This is a genomic window from Burkholderia sp. AU19243 (genome assembly GCF_018148075.1).
GTDB lineage: Bacteria > Pseudomonadota > Gammaproteobacteria > Burkholderiales > Burkholderiaceae > Burkholderia > Burkholderia latens_A.
Window position 1 is genome coordinate 41,875 of record NZ_JAGSTV010000002.1, and the last position, 21,263, is coordinate 63,137.

Consider the following 21,263-nt stretch of genomic DNA (forward strand, 5'->3'; position numbering starts at 1 on the left):
GAGCGAACCGAGAGTCGATCAGAAGGAAGGGTGTGAGATGTCTGAACAATGGGTTTGCGCCGGCCATGCCGGCGCGCTGTCGGAAGACACGCCGATCGAGTTCAAGCGGACCGACGGCGTCGAAATCGGGATCTACCGCGTCGGCGACGACGTGTATGCGCTCGAGAACGTGTGTCCGCATGCATACGCGTTGCTGACGCAGGGGTTCGTCGACGAAGGCACGGTCGAATGCCCGCTGCACGAGGCCGTGTTCGACATCAAGACCGGCGAATGCCTGAAGGGCCCGGGCGGGCGTGCGCTGAAGCAGTACGCGGTGCGCCTGGCGGGTGAGGAAATCCAGATCAAGGTGGAGTGACATGAAAGAAGCGACCGTCAATTTCAATCCCTTCCTGAAGCCGTGGGTGGCGCCGCAGCCGAACAACGTTGCGGGCAAGGGGCAGATCGAGATCCCGGGGCAGGTCGAGAACCAGGTGTGGCAGAACCGCAAGGCCGCGCCGACGCAGTATGAGAACGACCTCGGCGACGCGCTCGAACGCGTGTTCGAGAGCGGCGCGACGGAGCTGGACGATGTCGTCGCCGGGCTGAACCGCATTGGCTTTCGCGCGCCGGACGGCAGCGTATGGACCGCCGAGCGTTTCCGCGCCGAAATCGCGTCGCTGGCGGAATGAGCGCAGCGACCGCGCCGCGCGCCTGAGCGCCGACCCGACAACCGCATCCGGAGCACACTGATGACGTCCCCCGCACAACATGAAGTCCCACACGACCCGGTCCGCGACTACCTGGACCGCGGCATCAAGAACTACTGGTATCCCGTCGCGCCGAGCTGGCAGGTGTCGAACGCGCCCGTCGGCCTCACGCGCCTGTCCGAGCAGATCGTGCTGTGGCGCGATCACGAAGGAAAGGTCCATGCGCTGGAAGATCGCTGCCCGCACCGCGGCGCGCGCCTGTCGCTCGGCTGGAATCTCGGCGGCAACATCGCCTGCTGGTATCACGGCATCGAAGTCGACGGCGGCGGCACGGTCAATCGGGTGCCGGCCGTATCGAACTGTCCGCTCGAAGGCACGAAGTGCGTGAAGTCGTATCCGGTCGAAGAGAAGGCCGGCGCGATCTTCCTGTGGTTCGGCGACGAAGCGCACGGCGAGCCGGCTCCGCTGAACCTGCCGGAGGAACTGGTCGCCGACGAATATGCGCACTTCCTGTGCGTGTCGAACTGGAAGTGCAATTACCAGTACGCGATCGACAACGTGATGGACCCGATGCACGGCGCGTATCTGCACGCGACGTCGCACTCGATGGCCGAAGGCGACAAGCAGGCCGAGATGCGCGTGCGCAAGACGGAAACGGGCCTGATGTTCGAGAAGATCGGCCAGCGCGACGTGAACTTCGACTGGGTCGAGCTCGGCGAAACGGGCTGCCTGTGGATGCGTCTCGCGATTCCGTACAAGCAGAAGTTCGGCCCGGGCGGCAACTTCGGGATCATCGGCTTCGCGACGCCGGTCGACGGCGACAACTGCCAGGTCTACTTCTGGCGCACCCGCAAGGTCAGCGGCTGGCAGCGCGACGTATGGCGCTTCATGTACCGCAACCGCCTCGAAGGCCTGCACTGGGACGTGCTCGAGCAGGACCGCTACGTCCTCGAAAGCCTCGCGCCGAACGCGCGCGATCACGAATACCTGTATCAGCACGACGTCGGCATCACGCGCGTGCGCCGGATGCTGCGCCAGCGCGCGCAGGAACATCTGTCCGCACTCGACGTGCACCGTGCGGCGCAAGCCGCGGCGGAGCCCGCGAATGGCTGAGTTCGCGCCGGTCGTTTCGCTGCCGGGGCGCCGTGTGCTCGTCACGGGCGGCGCGCGCGGTCTCGGCGCGGCGTTCGTGAAAGCGCTGGTCGCCGCGGGCGCGCAGGTCGCGTTCGGCGACGTGCTCGCCGACGAGGGCCGTGCGCTGGCCGCGCAGCTCGCGCAAGCCGGCCACACCGCGCACTTCTTCGCGCTCGACCTGGCCGATCCGGCGAGCATCGACGCATTCGTCGCGCAGGGCGCGGCGGCGCTCGGCGGCATCGACGCGCTGATTAACAACGCGGCGATCACGAACTCGGGCGGCAAGTTGTCGACGGAGCTCGACGTGCCGACCTGGGATGCCGTGATGAACGTGAACGTGCGCGGCGTGTGGCTCGTCAGCAATGCGGCGCTGCCGCACCTCGCGAAGTCGGGCCGCGGCGCGATCGTGAACCTCGCATCGGACACCGCGCTGTGGGGCGCCCCGAAGCTGCTCGCGTACGTCGCGAGCAAGGGCGCGGTGATCGCGATGACGCATGCGCAGGCGCGCGAGTTCGGTGCGCACGGCGTGACGGTCAATGCGATTGCGCCGGGGCTCACCGAAGTCGAGGCGACGGCCTACGTGCCGGCGGAGCGTCACGCGTTCTACATGCAGGGGCGGGCGCTCACGCGCGCGCAGGTGCCCGACGACGTGACGGGCCCCGTGCTGTTCCTGCTGTCGGACGGCGCGCGCTTCGTGACGGGTCAACTGCTGCCGGTGAACGGCGGCTTCGTAATGAATTGAATCGAAGTTTTCATTGGGAATGAAGGAGAGAACGATGGCGGACGCAGATCTCGAACGCAAGTCGTGGGACCAGCCGGAAGGCGCAAGCTTCGGCGACTGGATGGAAGGGCGTGTCGCGCGCTACGCGACGCGTCGCTACGACTGGGACGCACTGAAGTTCCAGGCCGACTACGACCCGAAATACCGCCGTGCGCAGATGCGCTACGTCGGCACCGGCGGCACGGGCGTCGCGAAGGACGTCAATACGGTGCCGGCCGGCAACTTCACGTTCTCGACGATGGTGATCCCGGCCGGCAACATCGGCCCGAGCCATATCCACGTCGACGTCGAGGAAATCTTCTTCGTGCTGCGCGGCAAGATGAAGGTGATCTGCGAGCGCGACGGCGAGACCTGGGAAGCCATTCTCGGCGAGCGCGATCTGATCTCGGTGCCGCCGGGCGTGTATCGCACGGAAATCAACATCGGCGAGGAAGACGCGCTGATGTGCGTGATGCTTGGTTCGCCGAAGCCGATCACGCCGACGTATCCGCCGGATTCGCCGCTCGCGAAGATCAAGCGCTGAGACGGGGCGGAGCAAGCGATGAGTGTCATCGACAAACGTGAACGCGACCGCACCGCGGCGTTCGCCGCGCTGCTCGGGCAGTTTCCCGAGCAGCGTTGCGCGGCCGGCGCGACGGGCACGATCGGCTATCGTGAGGCCGGCGCGCAGCACGCAGGCCGCGCGCTGCCCGTCGTGCTGCTGCACGGGATCGGCTCGGGCGCCGCATCGTGGGTGCGCCAGCTCGACACGCTAGGTGCGTCGCGGCGCGTGCTCGCGTGGGATGCGCCCGGCTACGGCGCGTCGACGCCCGTGCACGGCGCGTCGCCGGCGGCGGCCGATTACGCGGCGTCGCTGAACGCGTGGCTCGAGGCACTCGGCATCGAACGCTGCGTGCTGGTCGGGCATTCGCTCGGCGCGATCATCGCGGGCGGGTTGGCACGCGTGATGCCTGCGCGGATCGCCGGCCTGCTGCTGATCTCGCCCGCGGGCGGCTACGGCAGCGCGCCCGCCGAAACGCGCGACACGCGGCGCGATGCGCGTCTCGCGATGCTCGCGGAACTCGGCCCGGCCGGGCTCGCGGAGCAGCGCAGCGGCAACATGCTGTCCGGTTTCGCGGGCGAGGAAGCACGTGCATGGGTGCGCTGGAACATGGCGCGCATCGTGCCGGCCGGCTATGCGCAGGCCACGCATCTGCTCGCGAACGCCGATCTCGCGTCCGACCTCGCCGGTTTTCGCGGCCGCACGGCGGTCGCGGTCGGCGCACACGACGCGATCACGCCGCCCGCTGCATGCGAGCGGATCGCCGCGGCCGCGCACGTGAAGCTGCAGGTGATTCCGCAGGCCGGTCATGCGGGCTACGTCGAAGCGCCGGCCGTTTATTCATCGCTGATCGATGCGTTCTGCCGCCAATGCGATCGTCAACGGGGGCTGGAATGAGCGAACCGCTGGAACGCCAGGACACGGAAAACGCGAAGTCCGAAGCCAGCTACGTGGTGCCGGGCCTCGAACGCGGTTTGCGGATCCTCGCCGAATTCTCGCCGCGCGAGCCGGTGCTCGGCGCGCCGGAACTGTCGAAGCGGCTCGGCATCCCCCGCACGACGGTGTTCCGTCTGCTGCAGACGCTCGAATCGCTCGGCTTTCTCGAGCGCGCCGACAAGGATCGCAACTACAAGCTCGGCATCGCCGTGCTGCGGCTCGGTTTCGAATATCTGAGCTCGCTGGAGCTGACCGATCTCGGGCTGCCGGTGATCGAGAGCCTGCGCGACGCGACCGGCTTCACGACGCACATCGTGATCCGCGACGGGCGCGACGTGGTGTTCGTCGCGAAGGCGCAGAGCCAGGCGCCGGTGTTCAGCTCGATTCGCGTGAACGTCGGCACGCGGCTGCCCGCGCACGCGACGACGCACGGCCACGTGCTGATGGGCGACCTGTCTCTCGCGGAGTTGCGCGCGTTGTATCCGGAAGGCACGCTGAACCAGATGACGAGCGCGACGCCGGCAACGGTCGACGCGCTTTATGAAGCGATTCGCGAAGACGCGCTGCGCGGTTACGGCGTCAGCAATTCGTCGTTCGAACGCGGGATCTCGGTGGTCACGGCGCCGGTGCGCAACGACACCCAGAAGATCGTCGCGTGCATCACGGTGACGGTGCCGCGACCGGAGATCGACGCGGCGCTGATCGCCGACGGTCTGATCGACAAGGTGCAGCGCGCGGCGGCGGAACTGTCGCGGCGGCTCAATTACCGCTCGGATGACGAGCATACGTTTCTGAAGGCATTAGGACTCCGATGATTGAGATCGACTTGACCGGGCAGGTGGCGGTGGTGACGGGCGGTTCGTCCGGCATCGGCCTCGCGACCGCCGAACGGTTTCTGCAGGCCGGCGCGTCGGTCGCGATATGCGGCCGCGATGGCGAACGCCTCGAGCGCGCGCAAGCGCTGCTTGGCGGCAAGTATCCGGGCGCGCAACTGCTGGCCGAGCGCTGCAACGTACTCGACGAAGCCGACGTCGCTGCGTTCGCGCAAGCCGTGTCCGACCGCTTCGGCCGCGCCGACATGCTCATCAACAACGCGGGCCAGGGCCGCGTGTCGACCTTCGCGGAGACGACCGACGACGCGTGGCGCGAAGAGCTCGAACTGAAATACTTCAGCATCATCCGCCCGACGCGCGCGTTCCTGCCGCTGCTGCGCGATGCGGCCGCACCGACGATCACGTGCGTGAACTCGCTGCTCGCGCTGCAACCTGAGCCGCACATGGTCGCGACGTCGTCGGCGCGCGCGGGCGTGCTCAGCCTCGTGAAGTCGCTCGCGACCGAGCTGGCGCCGCAGCGCATCCGCGTGAACTCGATCCTGATCGGCATCGTCGAGTCGGGTCAGTGGCGCCGCCGCTACGAAGCGCAGGCGCAGGCCGGCGAAAGCTGGGAAGACTGGACGGGCGCGCTCGCGCGCAAGAAGAACATTCCGCTGAACCGCTTCGGCAAGCCTGACGAGGCCGCCTGGGCGCTTTTTTATCTCGCAACGCATCTGTCGTCCTACACGACGGGCAGCCATATCGACGTTTCTGGAGGCTTTGCACGCCATGTCTAAAAAAACCACGGTTGGCGAGCTGATTGCCGCCTTTCTCGAGCAGTGCGACGTCAAGACCGCATTCGGTGTCATCTCGATCCACAACATGCCGATCCTCGACGCGATCAACTCGCGCGGCAACATCCGGTATGTCGGCGCGCGCGGTGAAGCAGGCGCGGTGAACATGGCCGACGGGCTGGCGCGCGTATCGGGCGGCCTCGGCGTCGCGTTCACGAGCACGGGCACGGCGGCGGGCAACGCGGCGGGCGCGATGGTCGAGGCGCTGACGGCCGGCACGGCGCTGCTGCACATCACGGGGCAGATCGAGACGCCGTATCTCGATCAGGATCTGGCCTACATCCACGAAGCGCCCGACCAGCTGACGATGCTTGACGCGATTTCGAAAGCCGCGTTCCGCGTGCGCACGGTCGAGACCGTGCTGCCCACGATCCGCGAAGCGGTGCGCATCGCGCAGACCGCGCCGACGGGCCCCGTGTCGGTCGAGATCCCGATCGACATCCAGGCCGCCGAAATCGAATGGCCGGAAGACCTCGCGCCGGCGCACGTCGCGGTGCGCGAGCACGACGAAGCACGCGTGGCGCAGCTCGCCGACGCGCTCGCAGCCAAGCGTCGTCCGCTGCTGTGGCTCGGCGGCGGCGCGCGCCATGCACGCGCGGAAGTCGAACGGCTGGTGAAGCTCGGCTTCGGCGTCGTGACGAGCGTGCAGGGCCGCGGCGTGCTGCCGGAAGATCACCCGGCGACGCTCGGCGCATTCAACGTGCATTCCGCCGTCGAAGCGTTCTACAAGACCTGCGACGCGCTCGTCGTCGTCGGCTCGCGCCTGCGCGGCAACGAAACGCTGAAGTACAAGCTCGCGCTGCCGCAGCCGCTGTTCCGCGTTGACGCCGACGCACTGGCCGACAACCGCGGTTATCGCAACGCGCTGTTCGTGCACGGCGATTCGAAACGCGTACTCGCCGACCTGGCCGATCGCCTCGAAGGCCGCCTGTCGGTCGATCCGCAGTTCGCAGCCGATCTCGCGGCCGCGCGCGAGCAGGCCGTCGCCAGCGTGGCGGAAGGCCTCGGGCCATACAAGAAGCTGGTCGACACGCTGCAGGCAGCGGTTGGCCGCGACTACAACTGGGTGCGCGACGTGACGATCTCGAACAGCACGTGGGGCAACCGCCTGCTGAAGATCTTCGAACCGCGCGCGGGCGTGCACGCGCTGGGCGGCGGCATCGGCCAGGGCATCCAGATGGGGATCGGCGCAGCACTGGCAGGCTCGGCCGCGAAGACGGTGTGCCTCGTCGGCGACGGCGGGCTGATGGTCAACGTCGGCGAACTCGTGACGGCCGTGCAGGAAAACGCGAACGTGATGATCGTGCTGATGAACGACCAATGCTACGGCGTGATCCGCAACATCCAGGACGCGCACTACGGCGGCCGCCGCTGCTTCGTCCAACTGCACCAGCCCGATTTCGCGCAGTTCTGCGCGAGCTTCGGCCTCACGCACTATCGGATCACGTCGCTCGACCAGGCGGAAGCGATCGTGCGCGAAGGAATCGCGAAGGCCGGGCCAGTGATGGTCGAAGTCGACATGCTGTCGGTCGGCTCGTTCGCTTCGGCATTCGCGGGCCCGCCGGTCAAGAAGGAAGAAACGCCGTCGGAGCAGCAATATGCTTGACGGACGCCACCCGTCCCACGCCCGCGCGCACGCGCCCGTCGACGTCGCGATGATCGGCTTCGGCGCGATCGGCGCAGCCGTGTACCGCGCGGTCGAGCACGACGCGTCGCTGCGCGTTGCCCACGTAATCGTGCCCGGGCATCAGCGCGACGCGGTGCAGCGCGAACTCGGCAGCGCGGTGGAGGTCGTGTCGTCGGTCGACGCACTGGGCCGCCGCCCCGAGTTCGCGCTCGAATGCGCGGGCCACAGCGCGCTCGTCGATCACGTCGTGCCGCTTCTGAAGGCCGGCACCGACTGCGCGGTCGCATCGATCGGCGCGCTGTCCGATCTCGCGCTGCTCGACGTGCTGTCGCAGGCTGCCGACGAAGGCGATGCGACGCTGACGCTGCTGTCCGGCGCGATCGGCGGGATCGACGCGCTCGCATCGGCGCAGCAGGGCGGTCTCGACGAGGTGCTGTACGTCGGTCGCAAGCCGCCGCTCGGCTGGCTCGGCACGCCCGCCGAGGAACTGTGCGACCTGCGCACGATGACCGAAGAGAAGGTGATCTTCGAAGGCACCGCGCGCGACGCCGCGCGGCTGTATCCGAAGAACGCGAACGTCGCGGCGACGGTCGCGCTCGCGGGCCTGGGACTGGATGCGACGCGCGTGCGCCTGATCGCCGATCCGGCGGTCGCGCGCAACGTGCATCGGATCACCGCGCGCGGCGCGTTCGGCGAGATGTCGCTCGAAATGAGCGGCAAGCCGCTGCCAGATAACCCGAAGACGTCCGCGTTGACCGCGTACAGCGCGATCCGCGCGCTGCGCAATCGCGCGGCCCGCTGCGTGATCTGAGCGGAAGCCTTCGGACATTGAGCGCCCGCCTGCGCGACCGCGCGGGCGGCCGCGCAGACACAGATTTGTGGGATTTGTGACATGACTCCATTCGATACGAGCCTCGTGCCCAACGGCGACATCCTGATCGGCGGCGAGTGGCGGCGCGGCCGTGGCGCGCCGTACGCGAGCATCTATCCGGCCGACCAGTCGCTGAACATGGAAGTATCGACGGCGAATGCGGAAGACGCGGCCGACGCGATCGTGGCCGCCGACGCCGCATGGCGGCGCGCCGACTGGGCCGGACTCAAGCCGCATCAGCGCGCGCTGGTGCTGTACCGGATCGCCGACCTGATCATGCAGCGTCAAGAGGCGCTCGCGAACCTGCAGCGCCGCGACAATGGCAAGCCGATCGGCGAGACGCGTGTGCTCGTGGCGAGCGCGGCCAACACGTTCCGCTATTTCGCCGCGTGCCTCGAAACGCTCGACGAAGAATTGACGCCGTCGCGCGGCGACTACCTGACGATGAGCGTGTACGAGCCGATCGGCGTGATCGCCGCGATCACGCCGTGGAACTCGCCGATCGCGTCCGACGCGCAGAAGCTCGCGCCCGCGCTCGCCGCCGGCAATGCGGTGGTGCTGAAGCCGGCCGAGGTCACGCCGCTCGTGTCGCTCGCGCTCGCGCGGATCTGCGAGGAGGCCGGCGTACCGAAGGGCGTGCTGAGCGTGCTGCCGGGCAAGGGCTCGGTCATCGGCGACGTGCTGGTGCGTCATCCGCTCGTGAAGAAGGTGTCGTTTACCGGCGGCACCGAAGTCGGTCGCGGCATCGCGCGCATCGCGGCGGAGAAGCTGATGACGGTGTCGCTGGAACTCGGTGGCAAGTCGCCGACGATCGTGTTCGACGACGCCGATCTCGATCACGCGGTGAACGGCGTGCTGTACGGCATCTTCAGTTCGTCGGGCGAGGCATGCATCGCGGGCTCGCGCCTGTTCGTTCAACGCACCGTGTACGACGCATTCATGCAGCGGCTGGTGGCCGGTGCCCGCAAGCTGCGCGTCGGCGATCCGCTGCGCGCCGACACGCAGATGGGCCCGCTGATCACCGCGAAGCATCGCGAGTCGGTGGAGCGCTACGTCGCGCTCGGGCTGGAGGAGGGCGGCCGCCTGCTGTGCGGCGGCGAGCGGCCGTCGGGCGACGGGCGCGACGACGGCTTCTTCTATCAGCCGACGATTCTCGAAGGCCTGTCGAACAGCGCGCGCATCTGCCAGGAAGAAATCTTCGGGCCGGTGCTGGTCGCGATGCCGTTCGACGACGAAGCGTCGCTGATCGCACAGGCGAACGACAGCGTGTTCGGCCTTGCGGCGGGCATCTGGACGCGCGACTACAAGCGCGCGTGGCGCATCGCGCGGGCACTGGAGACAGGCACCGTCTGGATCAACACGTACAAGCTGTTCTCGATTTCCACGCCGTTCTCGGGCTGGAAGGAGAGCGGGATGGGGCGCGAAAAGGGGCGTCTCGGCATCCGCGAGTACATGCAGCAGAAGAGCCTCTACTGGGGCTTGAACGACGCGCCGCTGCCGTGGGCGAACTGAGCGAAGGAGAATGACGCAATGAGCATCTTGGGTATCGAGCAGATCACGTACGGTGTCGACGACCTTCCGACGTGCCGGCGCTTTTTCGCCGACTGGGGCTTGAAGGAAGTCGCGCACGACGATACGCGCGCACGTTTCGAAACGCTGAACGGCTGCACCGTGCTGGTCGTAAAAGCGGACGATCCGTCGCTGCCGCCCGCGTTCGAGGCGGGCCCGACGCTGCGGGAAGTCACGTGGGGCGTCGCGACGCGGCAGGAACTCGATGCGTTGCGCGCGAAGCTCGCCGGCCAGCCCGGCTATTACGCGCAGGACGATGCGCTCGGCTGCATCGATCCGAACGGTATGGCGATCCGGATCGAAGTGACGCGCAAGCGCGCGCTCGACATCACAGGCTCGCCGTCGAACGTGTGGGGCCGCACGGCCCGGGTCGACCAGCCGAGCCCGATCTATGCGCGCGCGGAGCCGGTTGAAGTCGGGCACGTCGTGTTCTTCACGAATTGCCTCGACGCGCAGGAGGCGTTCTATCACGACCTGCTCGGCTTCGAAACGTCGGACCGCTATCCGGGCCGCGGCGCGTTCATGCGCTGCGCGCCGCACGGCGGCCATCACGACCTGTTCCTGCTCGCGCTGCCGAACGGAAAACGCGGCCTGAACCATGTCGCGTTCACCGTCCGCGACATCCACGAAGTGTTCGGCGGCGGCATGCACATCGACCGCTGCGGCTGGGAAACGCAGCTCGGGCCCGGGCGTCATCCGGTGTCGTCCGCGTACTTCTGGTACTTCCAGAACCCGGCCGGCGCGCTGATCGAATACTACGCCGACGAAGACGTGCTGACGCCCGAATGGCAGCCGCGCGAATTCGAGCCGGGCCCGACCGTGTTCGCCGAATGGGCCGTCGACGGCGGGCTCGACGGCAACACGCGCCGGCAGAAAAACGCGAAGGCGCCGGAAGGCAAGTTCATGACGGAGCGCAAATCATGAGCGAAACGAACTCGCAGGAATCGGCCGCGCCGCGCACGGTCGTCGTGATCGGCGGCGGCCAGGCCGCCGGCTGGGTGCTGAAGACGCTGCGCGCGGAAGGCTTCGCGGGCCGTCTCGTGATGATCGCCGACGAGCCGCATTTGCCATACGAGCGTCCGCCGTTGTCGAAGGCCGTACTGGCCGGAGAAGCCGACATCGACACGGTGCGCGTCGTGCGTCCGGACGAATTCCAAGCGCTGAACGTCGAAGCATGGCAGCCGGAACGCGCGGCTTCGATCGACCGCGCGCGCCGTATCGTGAAGACCGAAAGCGGCCGCGAAATCGAATACGACCGCCTCGTGATCGCGACCGGCGGCACGCCGCGCCGTTTGCCCGATGCACTGGTCAGGACCACGAATCTCCATTACCTGCGCACGCTCGACGAAGCGGCGGCGCTCGGCGAGAAACTGCGCGCGAGCCGGCGCGTGCTCGTGATCGGTGGCGGCTGGATCGGCCTCGAAGTCGCGGCCACCGCGCGCAAGCTCGGCGTCGACGCGGTCGTGGTCGAAGGTGCGCCGCGGCTGTGCGGTCGATCGGTACCGCAGATCGTGTCGGACTTCCTGCTCGACCTGCACCGCGCGAACGGCGTCGATGTGCGCGTGGGCGCCGCGCTCGAGTCGCTCGATGCACAGCCGGGCGACGCATCGAAGGTGCGTGCGACGCTCGCCGACGGCACGACGATCGACGCGGATTTCGCGGTGGCCGGCATCGGCCTCGCATTGAACGCATCGCTTGCGAGCGATGCGGGACTCGCGATCGACGACGGCATCGTCGTCGACGAATTCGGCGCGACCAGCGATCCGGCGATCTTCGCGTGCGGCGACGTCGCGAACCATCACAACGGCTGGCTGAAGCGCCGAGTGCGGCTCGAATCGTGGGCGAATGCGCAGAACCAGGCGATCGCGGCCGCGAAGGCCGTGCTCGGCGTGCGCGCGCCGTATGCGGAGATTCCGTGGTTCTGGTCCGATCAGTACGACGTAAACCTGCAGATCCTTGGCGATTTGCCGGCCGATGCGCAGCTCGTCGTGCGCGGCGATCTCGCCGCGCGTCGCGCGACGCTGTTTTTCGTGGGCGATGGGCATGTGAGAGGTGTCGTCGCCATCAACAACGCACGCGAGCTGAAGCTTGCGCGCAAGTGGATGAACCAGGGCCGGGCAGTGGACACGGAAGCCCTGGCAGACACGACCAAATCGCTTGCCTGAACGGCAACCACGCCAAAAGGACCCAGGAGAGACCCCGCATGAGCACTTTCGACAATGTCGTGGCCGGCAGGGCCACGATGGAAGCTGCCGCCTCCACGCCCGGCGCGATCATCGCGCGGCTCGAGCGGCTTCCGGCCAACGCGATGCAGATACGCGCACGCGTGCTGATCGGCGCCGCGACGTTCTTCGACGGCTTCGACGTGATCACGATCGCGGCGACGCTGCCGCTGCTGATCCACAAATGGGGGCTGTCGCCGACGCAGATCGGCATGCTGATCGCGTCCGGCGCCATCGGCCAGCTGATCGGCGCGTTCCTGTTTCCCGCGCTCGCGGAAAAGCACGGCCGTGTGAAGGCGATCGCGTGGAGTTCGGCGGTGATCGGCATCACGAGCATCGCGAGCGGCTTCGCGCCGACGTTCGAGGTGTTCGTGCTGCTGCGGATCTTGCAGGGGCTCGGGCTCGGCGGCGAGTTGCCGGTCGCGGCCACGTACATCAACGAAATCACGCGTGCGCACGGCCGCGGCCGGTTCGTGCTGCTGTACGAGATCGTGTTCCCGATCGGCCTGCTGGTATCGATGGCGCTCGGTGCGTGGCTCGTGCCGCGGTTCGGCTGGGAGATCATGTACTTCGTCGGCGGGCTGCCGCTGATTCTCGCGCTGGTGCTGACGCATCTCGTGCCCGAATCGCCGCGCTGGCTCGCATCGCGCGGCCGGCTCGCGGAAGCCGGGCGTGCGGTGGGCATATTCGAAGCGTCCGTGCGGGGCGAGTTGCCGGCGGTCACGCAGGTGGCCGCCTACGACGAGATGGTGCGCCAGCATCCGAAGCGCCGGATGAGCGACCTGTTCAGTGCCGCGTATCGCAAGCGCACGCTCGCGGTGGCGACGCTGTGGGCGACCTGCGGGTTCATCCAGTACGGACTGTCGACGTGGCTGCCGACCATCTACAAGAACTTCTATCACGCGCCGCTGCAGCTTGCGCTGAACCTCGCGGTGATCGGTTCGGTGATGGGCGTGCTCGGTTCGCTCGTATCCGCGCTGCTCGTCGACAAGCTCGGCCGCAAGCCGGTGATCGTATGGTCGTTCGTGCTCTGCGCGCTGTCGCTGGTGTTGGCGGGCGTCTATCACGCGTCTTCGGTGTATGTCGTCGCGGTCTTCTGCTCGCTGTCGCTGGGGCTGATGGCATCGGGCTTCATCACCGCGTACGTCTATACGCCGGAGCAATATCCGACGAGCATTCGCGCATCCGGCTGCGGGCTCGGCAGCGCATGGCTGAAGATCGCGTCGTTCGCGGCGCCGATGATCGTGCCGCACGCGATCATCGGCGGGAATCTCGCCCCGGCGTTTTACCTGATCGGCATCGTGCCGCTGATTGCGGCGTTGACCGTTCATTTCGTCGGGATCGAGACGAAGGGGAAAGTGCTGGAGGCGCTCGAAGCATAAGCGCGGCTGGCATCCGGGGCGCGCGACTGGTCAGCGAGCCGGTCGCCATCGGATCGGAACGCCGCGTGTTGCGCATGTCGCAGGCGCGGCGTCCAGTCCGCCTGCGGCTTGCCGGATTGCGTCGCCGATCGTACTCTTGCCGATACTCGCCGTCACCAGCAGGTAATCGACCATGCAAGCCCATCCTCTGCGTCTTGTTCCCGGCGACGATCTGCGTGCGTCGATCGAGCAAGCGCTGCATCGGCTCGACGCATCTGCGGGATTTGTCATCCAGGGCATCGGCAGCCTCAGCGTCGCGCAGTTGCGCTTTGCCGGCATCGACGCGCCGAGCGAATTGCGCGCCAACCTCGAAATACTGACGCTGGCCGGCTCGGTCGCGCCGGACGGCGCACATCTGCATATGTCGGTATCGGATGCGCAGGGTCGCGTATGGGGAGGACACGTCGCGAGCGGCTGCGTCGTGCGGACCACCGCCGAGATCCTGCTCGTGCTGTTGCCTGCGCATCGCTTCTCGCGAGAACCGGATGCGGGCACCGGTTTCAACGAGCTGGTGATTCGCCCGGCAGCGGACTGATCGATTGCGGTCCGTACGCCGTACCCGCGCGGTGACGGGTGTGCTGACCGCAACCGCAACGGCGGACGACGAGCGACGGCGACGATTCAGCGAACCGTCTTGCCAAGCGCGTGACGCCGGCAATGTTCGAGGTACGCCTCCTCATGTTCGGCCATCAGTTCGATGATGCTGCGCCACAGCCATGAAGGCGCGTCGACCGTCTTCGGCCGTTGACGACGCAGCTCCGCATGCCACGCGCGTTGCGTCGCGTCGTCCATCTGCGCGGCGTGCGCGTGGCCGACCACCCACGCGAGATAGCGCGCGGCCTCGACCGCATCGGCTTCCGACAGCCGCTCCGCTTCGAGTTTCAGATCCTGCGGCATCAGTTCCCGCATGACGACGGAACGCCCGGCGAGGCGCGCCGCGCACGTCCGGTTCCCCAGCATCGGCGACACGTGTCGTGCGCCTTCGAGCACCCGTTGCGCGGGGTCGCGCGGCATGCGCACGCCGGCCTGTTTCGGCGCCTTTGCGGTCGTCGCCTCCTTGATGTCGATCAGGAAGGGCGGATCCCCGTCGGCACAGGCGTCGTCGATATCGAGCATCACCGCGAACCGGCGGCGTCCGAGCGAACTGCAGCCCTTCACCCAATACGCCGCGTCGAGCACCTTCATCTTCGCGTCGCTGCGTGCGGAGCGGCTGAGCGCTGCGCTGATCGGCGCAACCGGCGACGATTCGAACAGCGCATGAAGGTCGGTCCGCTCGCGCTCAGACAGCGGCCAGAAGCGTTTGCCCAGCGGGATGCGCGGCGTCGCGTTCCGGATCGTCTGCCGGTCGAGTTTGCGCCAGGACCGTTGCAGCGCCGCCTTCATCGCGATCTTCACCGCGCTTGGGCGCTGCATGTGGCCGGTTTCGTGGCGGTGCCGGGTATCGAACGCGCGCTCGTAGCCATCGATCAGCGCTTCCATCATCCGCCACGTGGCGACGCCGGGCAGGTTGGAGCTGCGCGCCGCGGTCGCGAGCGAGAAGCCGAGACGCAGCACGTCGTGGACGGGATTGCCGATCACGCTCTGGTCGAGATCGCGAATCTGCACGGCGACCTCGCCCGTCTTCGCCGCGACGGGGCCGAGATTGCCGAGATGACAGTCGCCGCCGATCCATATCGCCGGACCGTCCGGCAGCGTTTCGGCGCGATGGTTCGCGAGCCACGCGTAGAAGCGCTCGGCCGTGCCGCGCGTATAAGTGTGGATCGAGCGCGCCATCTTGCGGCTGCGCAGCGTTGCAAGAATCCGGGCGCGCTGGTCGCTCGTCGGCAGCCGCGCCGATGCTGCGGTTTTTTTTGCCACGATACCTTCTCCTTCCGTCACGCCGTGAGGCGCCTCCAGTGCGGATGCCGTGCACGCGAGCCCGCTGCTTTGCCGATGCGACGCGGTCGCGCGTCGGTGTAACCGCGTGCGCTCAACCGGGCACGAACACGCCGATCGCCGCGATCGCCATCGCGGCCGTCGCCACCCAGCCGCCCCACGCGAGCATCCCCTTGACGGCGAACTCGCCCATGATGCGCGTGCTTCCAGCCATCAGCATCATCACGATCATGATCGGCACGGCGGCGAGGCCGTTGATCACCGCGCTCCAGTAGAGTGCGCGGATCGGGTCGAAATGCATGAACGTAATCGCGACGCCGCCGACGATCGCGAGCGCGATGACCGCATAGAACTCCGGCGCGACGCCGATGCGCAGCGCGAGGCTGTTGCGCCACCGAAACGTGCCCGCGGCCGCGTATGCGGCCGATCCGGCGAGCACCGGCAACGCCAGCAGGCCGGTGCCTATGATCCCGAGCGCGAACAGCATGTACGCGAAATGCCCTGCGATGGGTTCGAGCGCGCGCGCGGCATCCGCCGACGTCTTCACGTCGATGTGATGCCGGTTGAGCGTGGCCGCCGCCGTCAGCGTGATGAAGAATGCGATCACGTTGGACACGCCCATGCCCACCCACGTGTCGAAATTGATGCGCCGCAATTGCGCGGGCGCCTGATGTGGCATGCGCCGCAGCGGCCGCTGATTCGGCGCCGCGTGCAGCTCCTCGACTTCCTGCGACGCTTGCCAGAAGAACAGGTAAGGGCTGATCGTCGTGCCGAGCACGGCGACGACCGTAGTCAGGTAACCGGCGCTCAATTGGACGTGCGGCAGCACGAGCGCGCGGCCGACGTCGGCCCAATCGACCGGCACGACAAGCGCGACTGCGACATAGGCGAGCAGCACGAGCGCGGTCCACTTGAGCAGGCGGGCATAACGTTCGTAGGGCACGAAAATCTGCAGCACGGCCGATATGCCGCCCAGGCACACGACGTACAACTGCTGCGGGCCGTGCAGCAGCAGATTGACCGCGGCGCCCATCGCCGACAGGTCGGCCGCGATGTTGATCACATTCGCGACGATCAGCAGCACGACAGTGACGTAGAGCAGCCATGCCGGGTAGTGCGCGCGCATGTTCGACGCAAGGCCCTTGCCGGTCACGCGGCCGATTCGTGCGCTGACGAGCTGGATGGCCGTCATCAGCGGATAGGTCAGCAGCAGCGACCAGAGCAGCTCGAACCCGAACTGCGCGCCGGCCTGCGAGTACGTACCGATTCCGGACGGATCGTCGTCAGCCGCGCCGGTGATGAGGCCCGGCCCAAGGCGGCGGAGCCACGTTGCCGCATGCGCACGAGGCGGCGCGGAATCGAGGGACTCGTTGTCGTTCATGATTGCGACCCGTGGGGAGGGGTAATCGAGCCGCAATTGGCGTGCCCGGGCCGCACGAAAGGCGGACGGGCCGTGGGCGGCGGGTTGCCGGAGAGTGTCGCGAGCGGTGCGGCGCCCGCGTCTGCTGTAGCCGGTGCGCAGGAACGGGCGGTGGCTGCCCGCGTACGACGGTCGATTCGAACAGAGTGGGGGCGCAACGGCAGCGACGCTCGAAGTTGCCGCGCGATACTGGCCGGTTGCTACCGCAACGACGCGTTGGCGATGCGGCGTCGCCCGTTCATCGATTGCATCGGGTGCCGGATGGAGCGCGGATGCGCGTGATGGGGGAAACCGCTGCGGGCGGCGCAGTGCGAAGAGCGGGGGAGCCGGTTATGCCGGCTGCGGCTAAAGCGGCGGGTGTCCGGGCACCCCGCCCGGGTCGCCCGACGTCAACGTGCCGCCATCGCGACGTCGCGGTCGCCGCGGCCGGTCACAAGACAGCCGGACATGAACGCCTCGCGCTGGCTGTCGGCGGCCGCGCTGCCGAAACCCCGGCTGAGCGCGTCGAATTTCACCTGTTCGGCTCCCTGCGAACACGCGATCGGGCTCGCATCGCGGCCTTGCGCATGCAGCAGCGCGCGAACGCCGATCAGGTAGGTCAGCAACGCGAAAAAAGCGATGTGTACGACTCGTCTCATGATTCGTCTCCTCGTCGCGCAAGCGTAACGCGGACTCGTTCGTCGAATCACTTGGGGCTTCCCCCGGTAAACGTCTGCTGAAAGACGGTGGCGCAGCCTGATCGTGTCCCGTTTTCGCGGGGCGAATGGCGCATGGGCGTGGCGGCCGGCCGCGATCGCGGTGCGATTGACGCTAGTTTGACGAATGTCAGGATGCGCGCGGGGCAAGGCGATCGCGCGGCCGGTCAGCGCGATAGCATGAATGCATGTTTCAACGGAGCACGATGTGCGGCAGGCGATGGGCACGGCGGTTCCGTACGCAGCAGATACGTGTTCGACATCGCTATCGAAATAGTGAGGAATCCAGATGCTTAATGTTTCTTCCGTGCTGATCAGCATGGCGCCATTGTGGCTGATTTTGCTGGGCGCATCGTCGTTGGCGACTTACCTCGTGTTCTGGCGCAAGGCCATCAAGTAAGCGTTATTCCGCGCGCAACCTTCGCGCGTCGCCTCGAAAGAGAAACGTCGACGCCGTGGGTTTCGATGCCGACGGCATCGGGTTCGAGCGCATCGCCGGTCGCCCGGCAATCAGCCGTCGCGCGTGCCGGCAACCGGCTTCCCACGGCGACGCTGACGCCGCGTTCATTGCACCGCCGTCACCGGCACATTCGAAATACGGACGAGCCGGCTCATCACGCTGCGCGTGAACATCGACAGCAGCCGATGCAACGGGCCGTGTCTCGGCGCGACGACGACAATTTCGTCGCAGCCGGTCTCCGCCGCGACGGCCGCGATCGTATCGGCCACCGGCCCGACCTTCTTCACCACGCTGTACCGCACACCGGCTTCCCGCAAGATTCGTTCGGCCATCGCGAGATCGGCGCACGCAAAGCTGTCTTCGATCGAACGCAATCGAGACAGCGGATGAAACGCCTCGAGCCGCGTTGCCTCGAGCGGCATCTGTACGTTGACGAGCACGACCTCCGACGCGCAGCGCTCGCTATACAGGAACGCCGCATGACGGACCGCGTGAAGCGAGCGCGGCGAATGGCCGACCGGCACCAGCAGCTTGAGCATGAGGAATACCCCAGAGTCGAGATGGTTGCAGCGTAGCTTTCCGCGGGATCGCGAGGTCTAAAGAGTTCGGTCGGCCGCGTAAAAATGTCGTCAATGACGGCCTTGTCGTTGCGCCAATTAGAAATATAAGAAATTTAAGTTTATGCGCATAAACGTTTTCGCCAACCGGCCGCGCGTGACGCAGATTTAGTCGGTTCCTCGATGAATCGCCGCGGAAAATATCGGAGGTCGGCGATCCCGCGTCGCGTAGAGTAGAGCATCGGCGTGCGGCGTGGCGCCGCGCGGCGGCCGCTCCGGCCGCCCTCGGGGCCGTCGCTTGCCCCCATCCGACATCGATCCCAGGAGACTTCGCATGCCGCACAGCGCCCCGCAGCTTCTCGCGCCCGCTTCCATCCCCGTCGACCCGATCGTGCGCCTGTCGGCCGGCGAGCTTGCGTCGGCGATCCGCAGCAAGGCGGTGTCGTGCGTCGAGACGATGCGCGCGTATCTCGATCACGTCGCGCGCGTGAACGGCGCGGTGAACGCGCTGATCTCGCTGCGCGATCGCGATACGCTGCTCGCTGAAGCCGCGGAAAAGGACGCCGCGCTCGCCCGCGGCGAGTATCACGGCTGGCTGCACGGGATGCCGCAGGCGCCGAAGGATCTCGCGATGACGAAAGGGCTGCGGACGACCTACGGGTCGCCGCTTTTTCGCGATAACGTACCGCAAGCCGATTCGGTCGGCGCGGCGCGGATGCGTGCCGCGGGCGCGATCTTCATCGGCAAGACCAATACGCCGGAGTTCGGGCTCGGCTCGCACACGTTCAACGAAGTGCACGGCGCGACGCGCAATCCGTACGACCTGACGAAGAGCGCGGGCGGCAGCAGCGGCGGCACGGCCGCGGCGCTCGCATCGCGGATGCTGCCGGTGGCCGACGGCAGCGACTTCGGCGGCTCTTTGCGCAATCCGGCCGCGTTCTGCAACATCTACGGGTTCCGTCCGTCGCAGGGGCGCGTGCCGCGCTGGCCGGGCGTCGACGTGTACATGCAGCAGCTCGGCACCGAAGGGCCGATGGGCCGCACGGTCGGCGACGTCGCACAGTTGCTCGCGATCCAGGCCGGTTACGATCCGAACGATCCGCTGTCGCTCGCCGAAGATCCCGCCGTGTTTGCGGAGCCGCTCGACAGGGATCTGCGCGGCGAGCGCATCGCGTGGGTCGGCGACTGGAACGGCTATCTCGCGACCGAGCCGGGCGTGCTCGCGCAGTGCGAACAGGGGCTCGCGACGCTGCGCGAGATCGGCTGCGACGTCGATGCGGCGCTGCCGGCATTCGCGCCCGAGCGGATCTGGCGGCTGTGGCTGGCGCATCGGCATCTGTTGTCGGGCGGCGGGCTGCTCGCGCACTATCGCGACCCGGCGCGCCGCGCGCTGCTGAAGCCCGAGGCGATCTACGAGGTCGAAGGGCTGCTCGCGATGCAGGCTGCCGACGCGTTCGACGCGAGCGTCGAGCGCACTGCGTGGCATCAGGCGGTGCTGAGCTTTTTCGATCGCTACGACTTCATCGCGGCGCCGACCGCGCAGGTGTTCCCGTTCGACATCGGGCAGCGCTGGCCGAAGGAAATCGCCGGCCGCGCGATGGATACGTATCACCGCTGGATGGAAACGGTCGTCCCCTGGACGCTGGCCGGATGCCCGGTGATCAGCGTGCCGGTCGGCTTCAACGACGCCGGCTTGCCGATGGGGATGCAGCTGATCGGCCGTCCGCGCGCGGATCTCGCGGTACTGCAGCTCGCGCGCGGCTACGAGCGCGCGGCCGATTGGGTCGGCCGCAGGCTGCCCGACTGGATGGCGGTCTGACGCGCTGCAGCGGCGGTCCCGAAACCGGAGCGCGCGATATTCGCGCGCCACAGGAACGAATTTCGATGCTTGCGTGATCTCGGTCGGCAAACACGATGGAATGCGCGCGGCGGCATGACGCGACGACCGAATTGCAAGCGGCCGCGGCCCGCGATTTCGTTTCGATGTGTTTCAGTCGTTGCGGCCGCGCGCGACGCGCTTCGACAATATCGGCCTCGATATTTCCGGCACGAGGGAACACAGATGAAACACATTCGCGCGACGGGCAAGCAACTCGCATCCGCGAGCCTCGCACTCGGCATCCTGTTGGGCGTACACGGCGCCGCGCATGCGCAGCTCGACCTGCAGTCGATCGGATCGGCGCTGCTCGGCGGCGGCCAGCAGCAGGCCGCTCCGTCGCAGGGCGGCGTCGCGCAACTGATGCAGGCGTACGTCGGCGCGAACCAGCAGGTGCTGGCCGGGCAGTCGTCGCTCGCGTCGGCGATGGGGCTGACCGGCGCGGCCGGCCAGGCGCAGCAGGCCGCGAGCCTGCTCGGCGGCGGCGATGCGCTGACGCCGGCCGCGCTGTCGCAGATGGGCGGCGCGCAGCAGTCGGTGTCGCAGGCGCTCGGCCAGGCCTTCGCGAGCGGCGGCGCATCGCACGGCCCGATCGACAAGCAGGCGTTCAGCAACGGCCTCGCGTCGCTCGGCCAAGGCCTCACGCAGTACTCGCAGTTGCAGCCGGGGCTCGGCAGCCTTGGTTCGGCGAGCGCCGCGTCGCTGCTGCAGGCAGGGCTGAATCCGCAGAACATGCAGGCCGCGTCGTATATCGCGCAAAGTGCGCCGAGCCAGCTGCAGTCACTGGCGTCGACGCTCAGCGAGGCCGTGCAGTTCGCGACTCGCCAGGGCATTTCGGTGCCGCCGGTCGCGTCGTCCGCGCTGAAGCTGCTGCCGTAACGCAGCCGAAGCGGCGCGCGGTGCCGGCGCCGTGCGCGGCGATCCGG

The 21,263-nt window shown here is 67.6% G+C and carries 21 protein-coding genes; 17 read left to right on the forward strand and 4 right to left on the reverse strand.

Translation table 11 applies throughout. The features are described from left to right. Positions 1–37 precede the first annotated feature (37 nt). From KDW55_RS03645 to KDW55_RS03715, 15 genes are all read left to right on the forward strand, one after another. Positions 38–355 carry a non-heme iron oxygenase ferredoxin subunit gene (locus KDW55_RS03645; protein ID WP_011354710.1) on the forward strand — a complete coding sequence of 106 codons (318 nt, stop codon included), beginning with the start codon at positions 38–40 and terminating at the stop codon, positions 353–355. 1 nt (position 356) lies between these two features. After that, positions 357–668: a recombinase-like helix-turn-helix domain-containing protein gene (locus KDW55_RS03650; RefSeq protein ID WP_059547333.1), complete on the forward strand. Its 312-nt coding sequence runs from the start codon at positions 357–359 to the stop codon at positions 666–668. Positions 669–728: 60 nt separating this feature from the next. Next, positions 729–1,799: an aromatic ring-hydroxylating dioxygenase subunit alpha gene (locus tag KDW55_RS03655; protein ID WP_212161208.1), complete on the forward strand. Its 1,071-nt coding sequence runs from the start codon at positions 729–731 to the stop codon at positions 1,797–1,799. Further along, positions 1,792–2,562: an SDR family oxidoreductase gene (locus KDW55_RS03660; RefSeq protein WP_040140237.1), complete on the forward strand. Its 771-nt coding sequence runs from the start codon at positions 1,792–1,794 to the stop codon at positions 2,560–2,562. The genes KDW55_RS03655 and KDW55_RS03660 overlap by 8 nt, the downstream gene beginning before the upstream one ends. A 34-nt stretch (positions 2,563–2,596) precedes the next feature. Continuing rightward, entirely contained in the window at positions 2,597–3,124 is a 528-nt protein-coding gene (locus tag KDW55_RS03665; RefSeq protein WP_040140236.1) for a cupin domain-containing protein, read from the forward strand. An 18-nt stretch (positions 3,125–3,142) separates the two neighbouring features. Beyond that, positions 3,143–4,039 carry an alpha/beta fold hydrolase gene (locus tag KDW55_RS03670; RefSeq protein WP_059547325.1) on the forward strand — a complete coding sequence of 299 codons (897 nt, stop codon included), beginning with the start codon at positions 3,143–3,145 and terminating at the stop codon, positions 4,037–4,039. Then, complete coding sequence (locus KDW55_RS03675; protein WP_059547322.1) at positions 4,036–4,893, forward strand: IclR family transcriptional regulator; 858 nt, start codon at positions 4,036–4,038, stop codon at positions 4,891–4,893. Before KDW55_RS03670 ends, KDW55_RS03675 begins: the two co-directional genes overlap by 4 nt. Next, the gene (locus KDW55_RS03680; RefSeq protein WP_069243121.1) at positions 4,890–5,687 is read left to right on the forward strand and encodes an SDR family oxidoreductase; all 798 of its coding nucleotides are present in this window, start codon (positions 4,890–4,892) and stop codon (positions 5,685–5,687) included. The genes KDW55_RS03675 and KDW55_RS03680 overlap by 4 nt, the downstream gene beginning before the upstream one ends. Further along, positions 5,680–7,350, forward strand: coding sequence for a thiamine pyrophosphate-binding protein (locus tag KDW55_RS03685; RefSeq protein ID WP_040140232.1), 1,671 nt, complete (start codon positions 5,680–5,682; stop codon positions 7,348–7,350). The genes KDW55_RS03680 and KDW55_RS03685 overlap by 8 nt, the downstream gene beginning before the upstream one ends. Next, the gene (locus tag KDW55_RS03690; protein ID WP_059547316.1) at positions 7,343–8,182 is read left to right on the forward strand and encodes an aspartate dehydrogenase; all 840 of its coding nucleotides are present in this window, start codon (positions 7,343–7,345) and stop codon (positions 8,180–8,182) included. The genes KDW55_RS03685 and KDW55_RS03690 overlap by 8 nt, the downstream gene beginning before the upstream one ends. Before the next feature lie 81 nt (positions 8,183–8,263). Continuing rightward, positions 8,264–9,754, forward strand: a complete 1,491-nt coding sequence (locus tag KDW55_RS03695) for an aldehyde dehydrogenase (protein WP_212161207.1) — start codon at positions 8,264–8,266, stop codon at positions 9,752–9,754. Positions 9,755–9,772: 18 nt separating this feature from the next. Beyond that, on the forward strand, positions 9,773–10,735 hold the full coding sequence (locus KDW55_RS03700; protein ID WP_212161206.1) for a VOC family protein: 963 nt from the start codon (positions 9,773–9,775) through the stop codon (positions 10,733–10,735). After that, entirely contained in the window at positions 10,732–11,976 is a 1,245-nt protein-coding gene (locus KDW55_RS03705; protein ID WP_209822736.1) for an FAD-dependent oxidoreductase, read from the forward strand. Before KDW55_RS03700 ends, KDW55_RS03705 begins: the two co-directional genes overlap by 4 nt. A 38-nt stretch (positions 11,977–12,014) precedes the next feature. Beyond that, a complete protein-coding gene (locus tag KDW55_RS03710; protein ID WP_212161205.1) occupies positions 12,015–13,415 on the forward strand; it encodes an MFS transporter in 1,401 nt (466 codons plus the stop codon). Between the two features lie 172 nt (positions 13,416–13,587). Next, positions 13,588–13,989 carry a PPC domain-containing DNA-binding protein gene (locus KDW55_RS03715; protein ID WP_212161203.1) on the forward strand — a complete coding sequence of 134 codons (402 nt, stop codon included), beginning with the start codon at positions 13,588–13,590 and terminating at the stop codon, positions 13,987–13,989. 86 nt (positions 13,990–14,075) lie between these two features. Here the strand turns inward: KDW55_RS03715 and KDW55_RS03720 are convergent, their stop codons facing one another. The 4 genes from KDW55_RS03720 to KDW55_RS03735 form a co-directional block, all read right to left on the reverse strand. Continuing rightward, positions 14,076–15,311: a DUF2252 family protein gene (locus KDW55_RS03720; protein WP_212161202.1), complete on the reverse strand. Its 1,236-nt coding sequence runs from the start codon at positions 15,309–15,311 to the stop codon at positions 14,076–14,078. A gap of 112 nt (positions 15,312–15,423) precedes the next feature. Then, positions 15,424–16,710: an Nramp family divalent metal transporter gene (locus tag KDW55_RS03725; protein WP_040140218.1), complete on the reverse strand. Its 1,287-nt coding sequence runs from the start codon at positions 16,708–16,710 to the stop codon at positions 15,424–15,426. A 428-nt stretch (positions 16,711–17,138) separates the two neighbouring features. Continuing rightward, positions 17,139–17,387 carry an adhesin gene (locus KDW55_RS03730; RefSeq protein WP_212197892.1) on the reverse strand — a complete coding sequence of 83 codons (249 nt, stop codon included), beginning with the start codon at positions 17,385–17,387 and terminating at the stop codon, positions 17,139–17,141. 621 nt (positions 17,388–18,008) lie between these two features. Beyond that, on the reverse strand, positions 18,009–18,443 hold the full coding sequence (locus KDW55_RS03735) for a universal stress protein (protein WP_069243114.1): 435 nt from the start codon (positions 18,441–18,443) through the stop codon (positions 18,009–18,011). A gap of 352 nt (positions 18,444–18,795) precedes the next feature. Here KDW55_RS03735 and KDW55_RS03740 point away from each other — a divergent pair, with 352 nt between their 5' ends. Together KDW55_RS03740 and KDW55_RS03745 are read left to right on the forward strand one after the other, a co-directional pair. Further along, positions 18,796–20,280 carry an amidase gene (locus tag KDW55_RS03740; protein WP_059547307.1) on the forward strand — a complete coding sequence of 495 codons (1,485 nt, stop codon included), beginning with the start codon at positions 18,796–18,798 and terminating at the stop codon, positions 20,278–20,280. A gap of 243 nt (positions 20,281–20,523) precedes the next feature. Further along, positions 20,524–21,216, forward strand: coding sequence for a hypothetical protein (locus KDW55_RS03745; protein WP_069243112.1), 693 nt, complete (start codon positions 20,524–20,526; stop codon positions 21,214–21,216). Positions 21,217–21,263: the final 47 nt, after the last annotated feature.

Coding starts and splice junctions, on each gene's coding strand:
- KDW55_RS03655 (WP_212161208.1), top strand. CDS start 729: ATGACGTCCCCCGCACAACATGAAGTCCCACACGACCCGGTCCGCGAC.
- KDW55_RS03745 (WP_069243112.1), top strand. CDS start 20,524: ATGAAACACATTCGCGCGACGGGCAAGCAACTCGCATCCGCGAGCCTC.
- KDW55_RS03645 (WP_011354710.1), top strand. CDS start 38: ATGTCTGAACAATGGGTTTGCGCCGGCCATGCCGGCGCGCTGTCGGAA.
- KDW55_RS03710 (WP_212161205.1), top strand. CDS start 12,015: ATGAGCACTTTCGACAATGTCGTGGCCGGCAGGGCCACGATGGAAGCT.
- KDW55_RS03650 (WP_059547333.1), top strand. CDS start 357: ATGAAAGAAGCGACCGTCAATTTCAATCCCTTCCTGAAGCCGTGGGTG.
- KDW55_RS03705 (WP_209822736.1), top strand. CDS start 10,732: ATGAGCGAAACGAACTCGCAGGAATCGGCCGCGCCGCGCACGGTCGTC.
- KDW55_RS03735 (WP_069243114.1), bottom strand. CDS start 18,443: ATGCTCAAGCTGCTGGTGCCGGTCGGCCATTCGCCGCGCTCGCTTCAC.
- KDW55_RS03685 (WP_040140232.1), top strand. CDS start 5,680: ATGTCTAAAAAAACCACGGTTGGCGAGCTGATTGCCGCCTTTCTCGAG.
- KDW55_RS03695 (WP_212161207.1), top strand. CDS start 8,264: ATGACTCCATTCGATACGAGCCTCGTGCCCAACGGCGACATCCTGATC.
- KDW55_RS03730 (WP_212197892.1), bottom strand. CDS start 17,387: ATGAGACGAGTCGTACACATCGCTTTTTTCGCGTTGCTGACCTACCTG.
- KDW55_RS03675 (WP_059547322.1), top strand. CDS start 4,036: ATGAGCGAACCGCTGGAACGCCAGGACACGGAAAACGCGAAGTCCGAA.
- KDW55_RS03715 (WP_212161203.1), top strand. CDS start 13,588: ATGCAAGCCCATCCTCTGCGTCTTGTTCCCGGCGACGATCTGCGTGCG.
- KDW55_RS03680 (WP_069243121.1), top strand. CDS start 4,890: ATGATTGAGATCGACTTGACCGGGCAGGTGGCGGTGGTGACGGGCGGT.
- KDW55_RS03690 (WP_059547316.1), top strand. CDS start 7,343: ATGCTTGACGGACGCCACCCGTCCCACGCCCGCGCGCACGCGCCCGTC.
- KDW55_RS03700 (WP_212161206.1), top strand. CDS start 9,773: ATGAGCATCTTGGGTATCGAGCAGATCACGTACGGTGTCGACGACCTT.
- KDW55_RS03725 (WP_040140218.1), bottom strand. CDS start 16,710: ATGAACGACAACGAGTCCCTCGATTCCGCGCCGCCTCGTGCGCATGCG.
- KDW55_RS03670 (WP_059547325.1), top strand. CDS start 3,143: ATGAGTGTCATCGACAAACGTGAACGCGACCGCACCGCGGCGTTCGCC.
- KDW55_RS03660 (WP_040140237.1), top strand. CDS start 1,792: ATGGCTGAGTTCGCGCCGGTCGTTTCGCTGCCGGGGCGCCGTGTGCTC.
- KDW55_RS03665 (WP_040140236.1), top strand. CDS start 2,597: ATGGCGGACGCAGATCTCGAACGCAAGTCGTGGGACCAGCCGGAAGGC.
- KDW55_RS03740 (WP_059547307.1), top strand. CDS start 18,796: ATGCCGCACAGCGCCCCGCAGCTTCTCGCGCCCGCTTCCATCCCCGTC.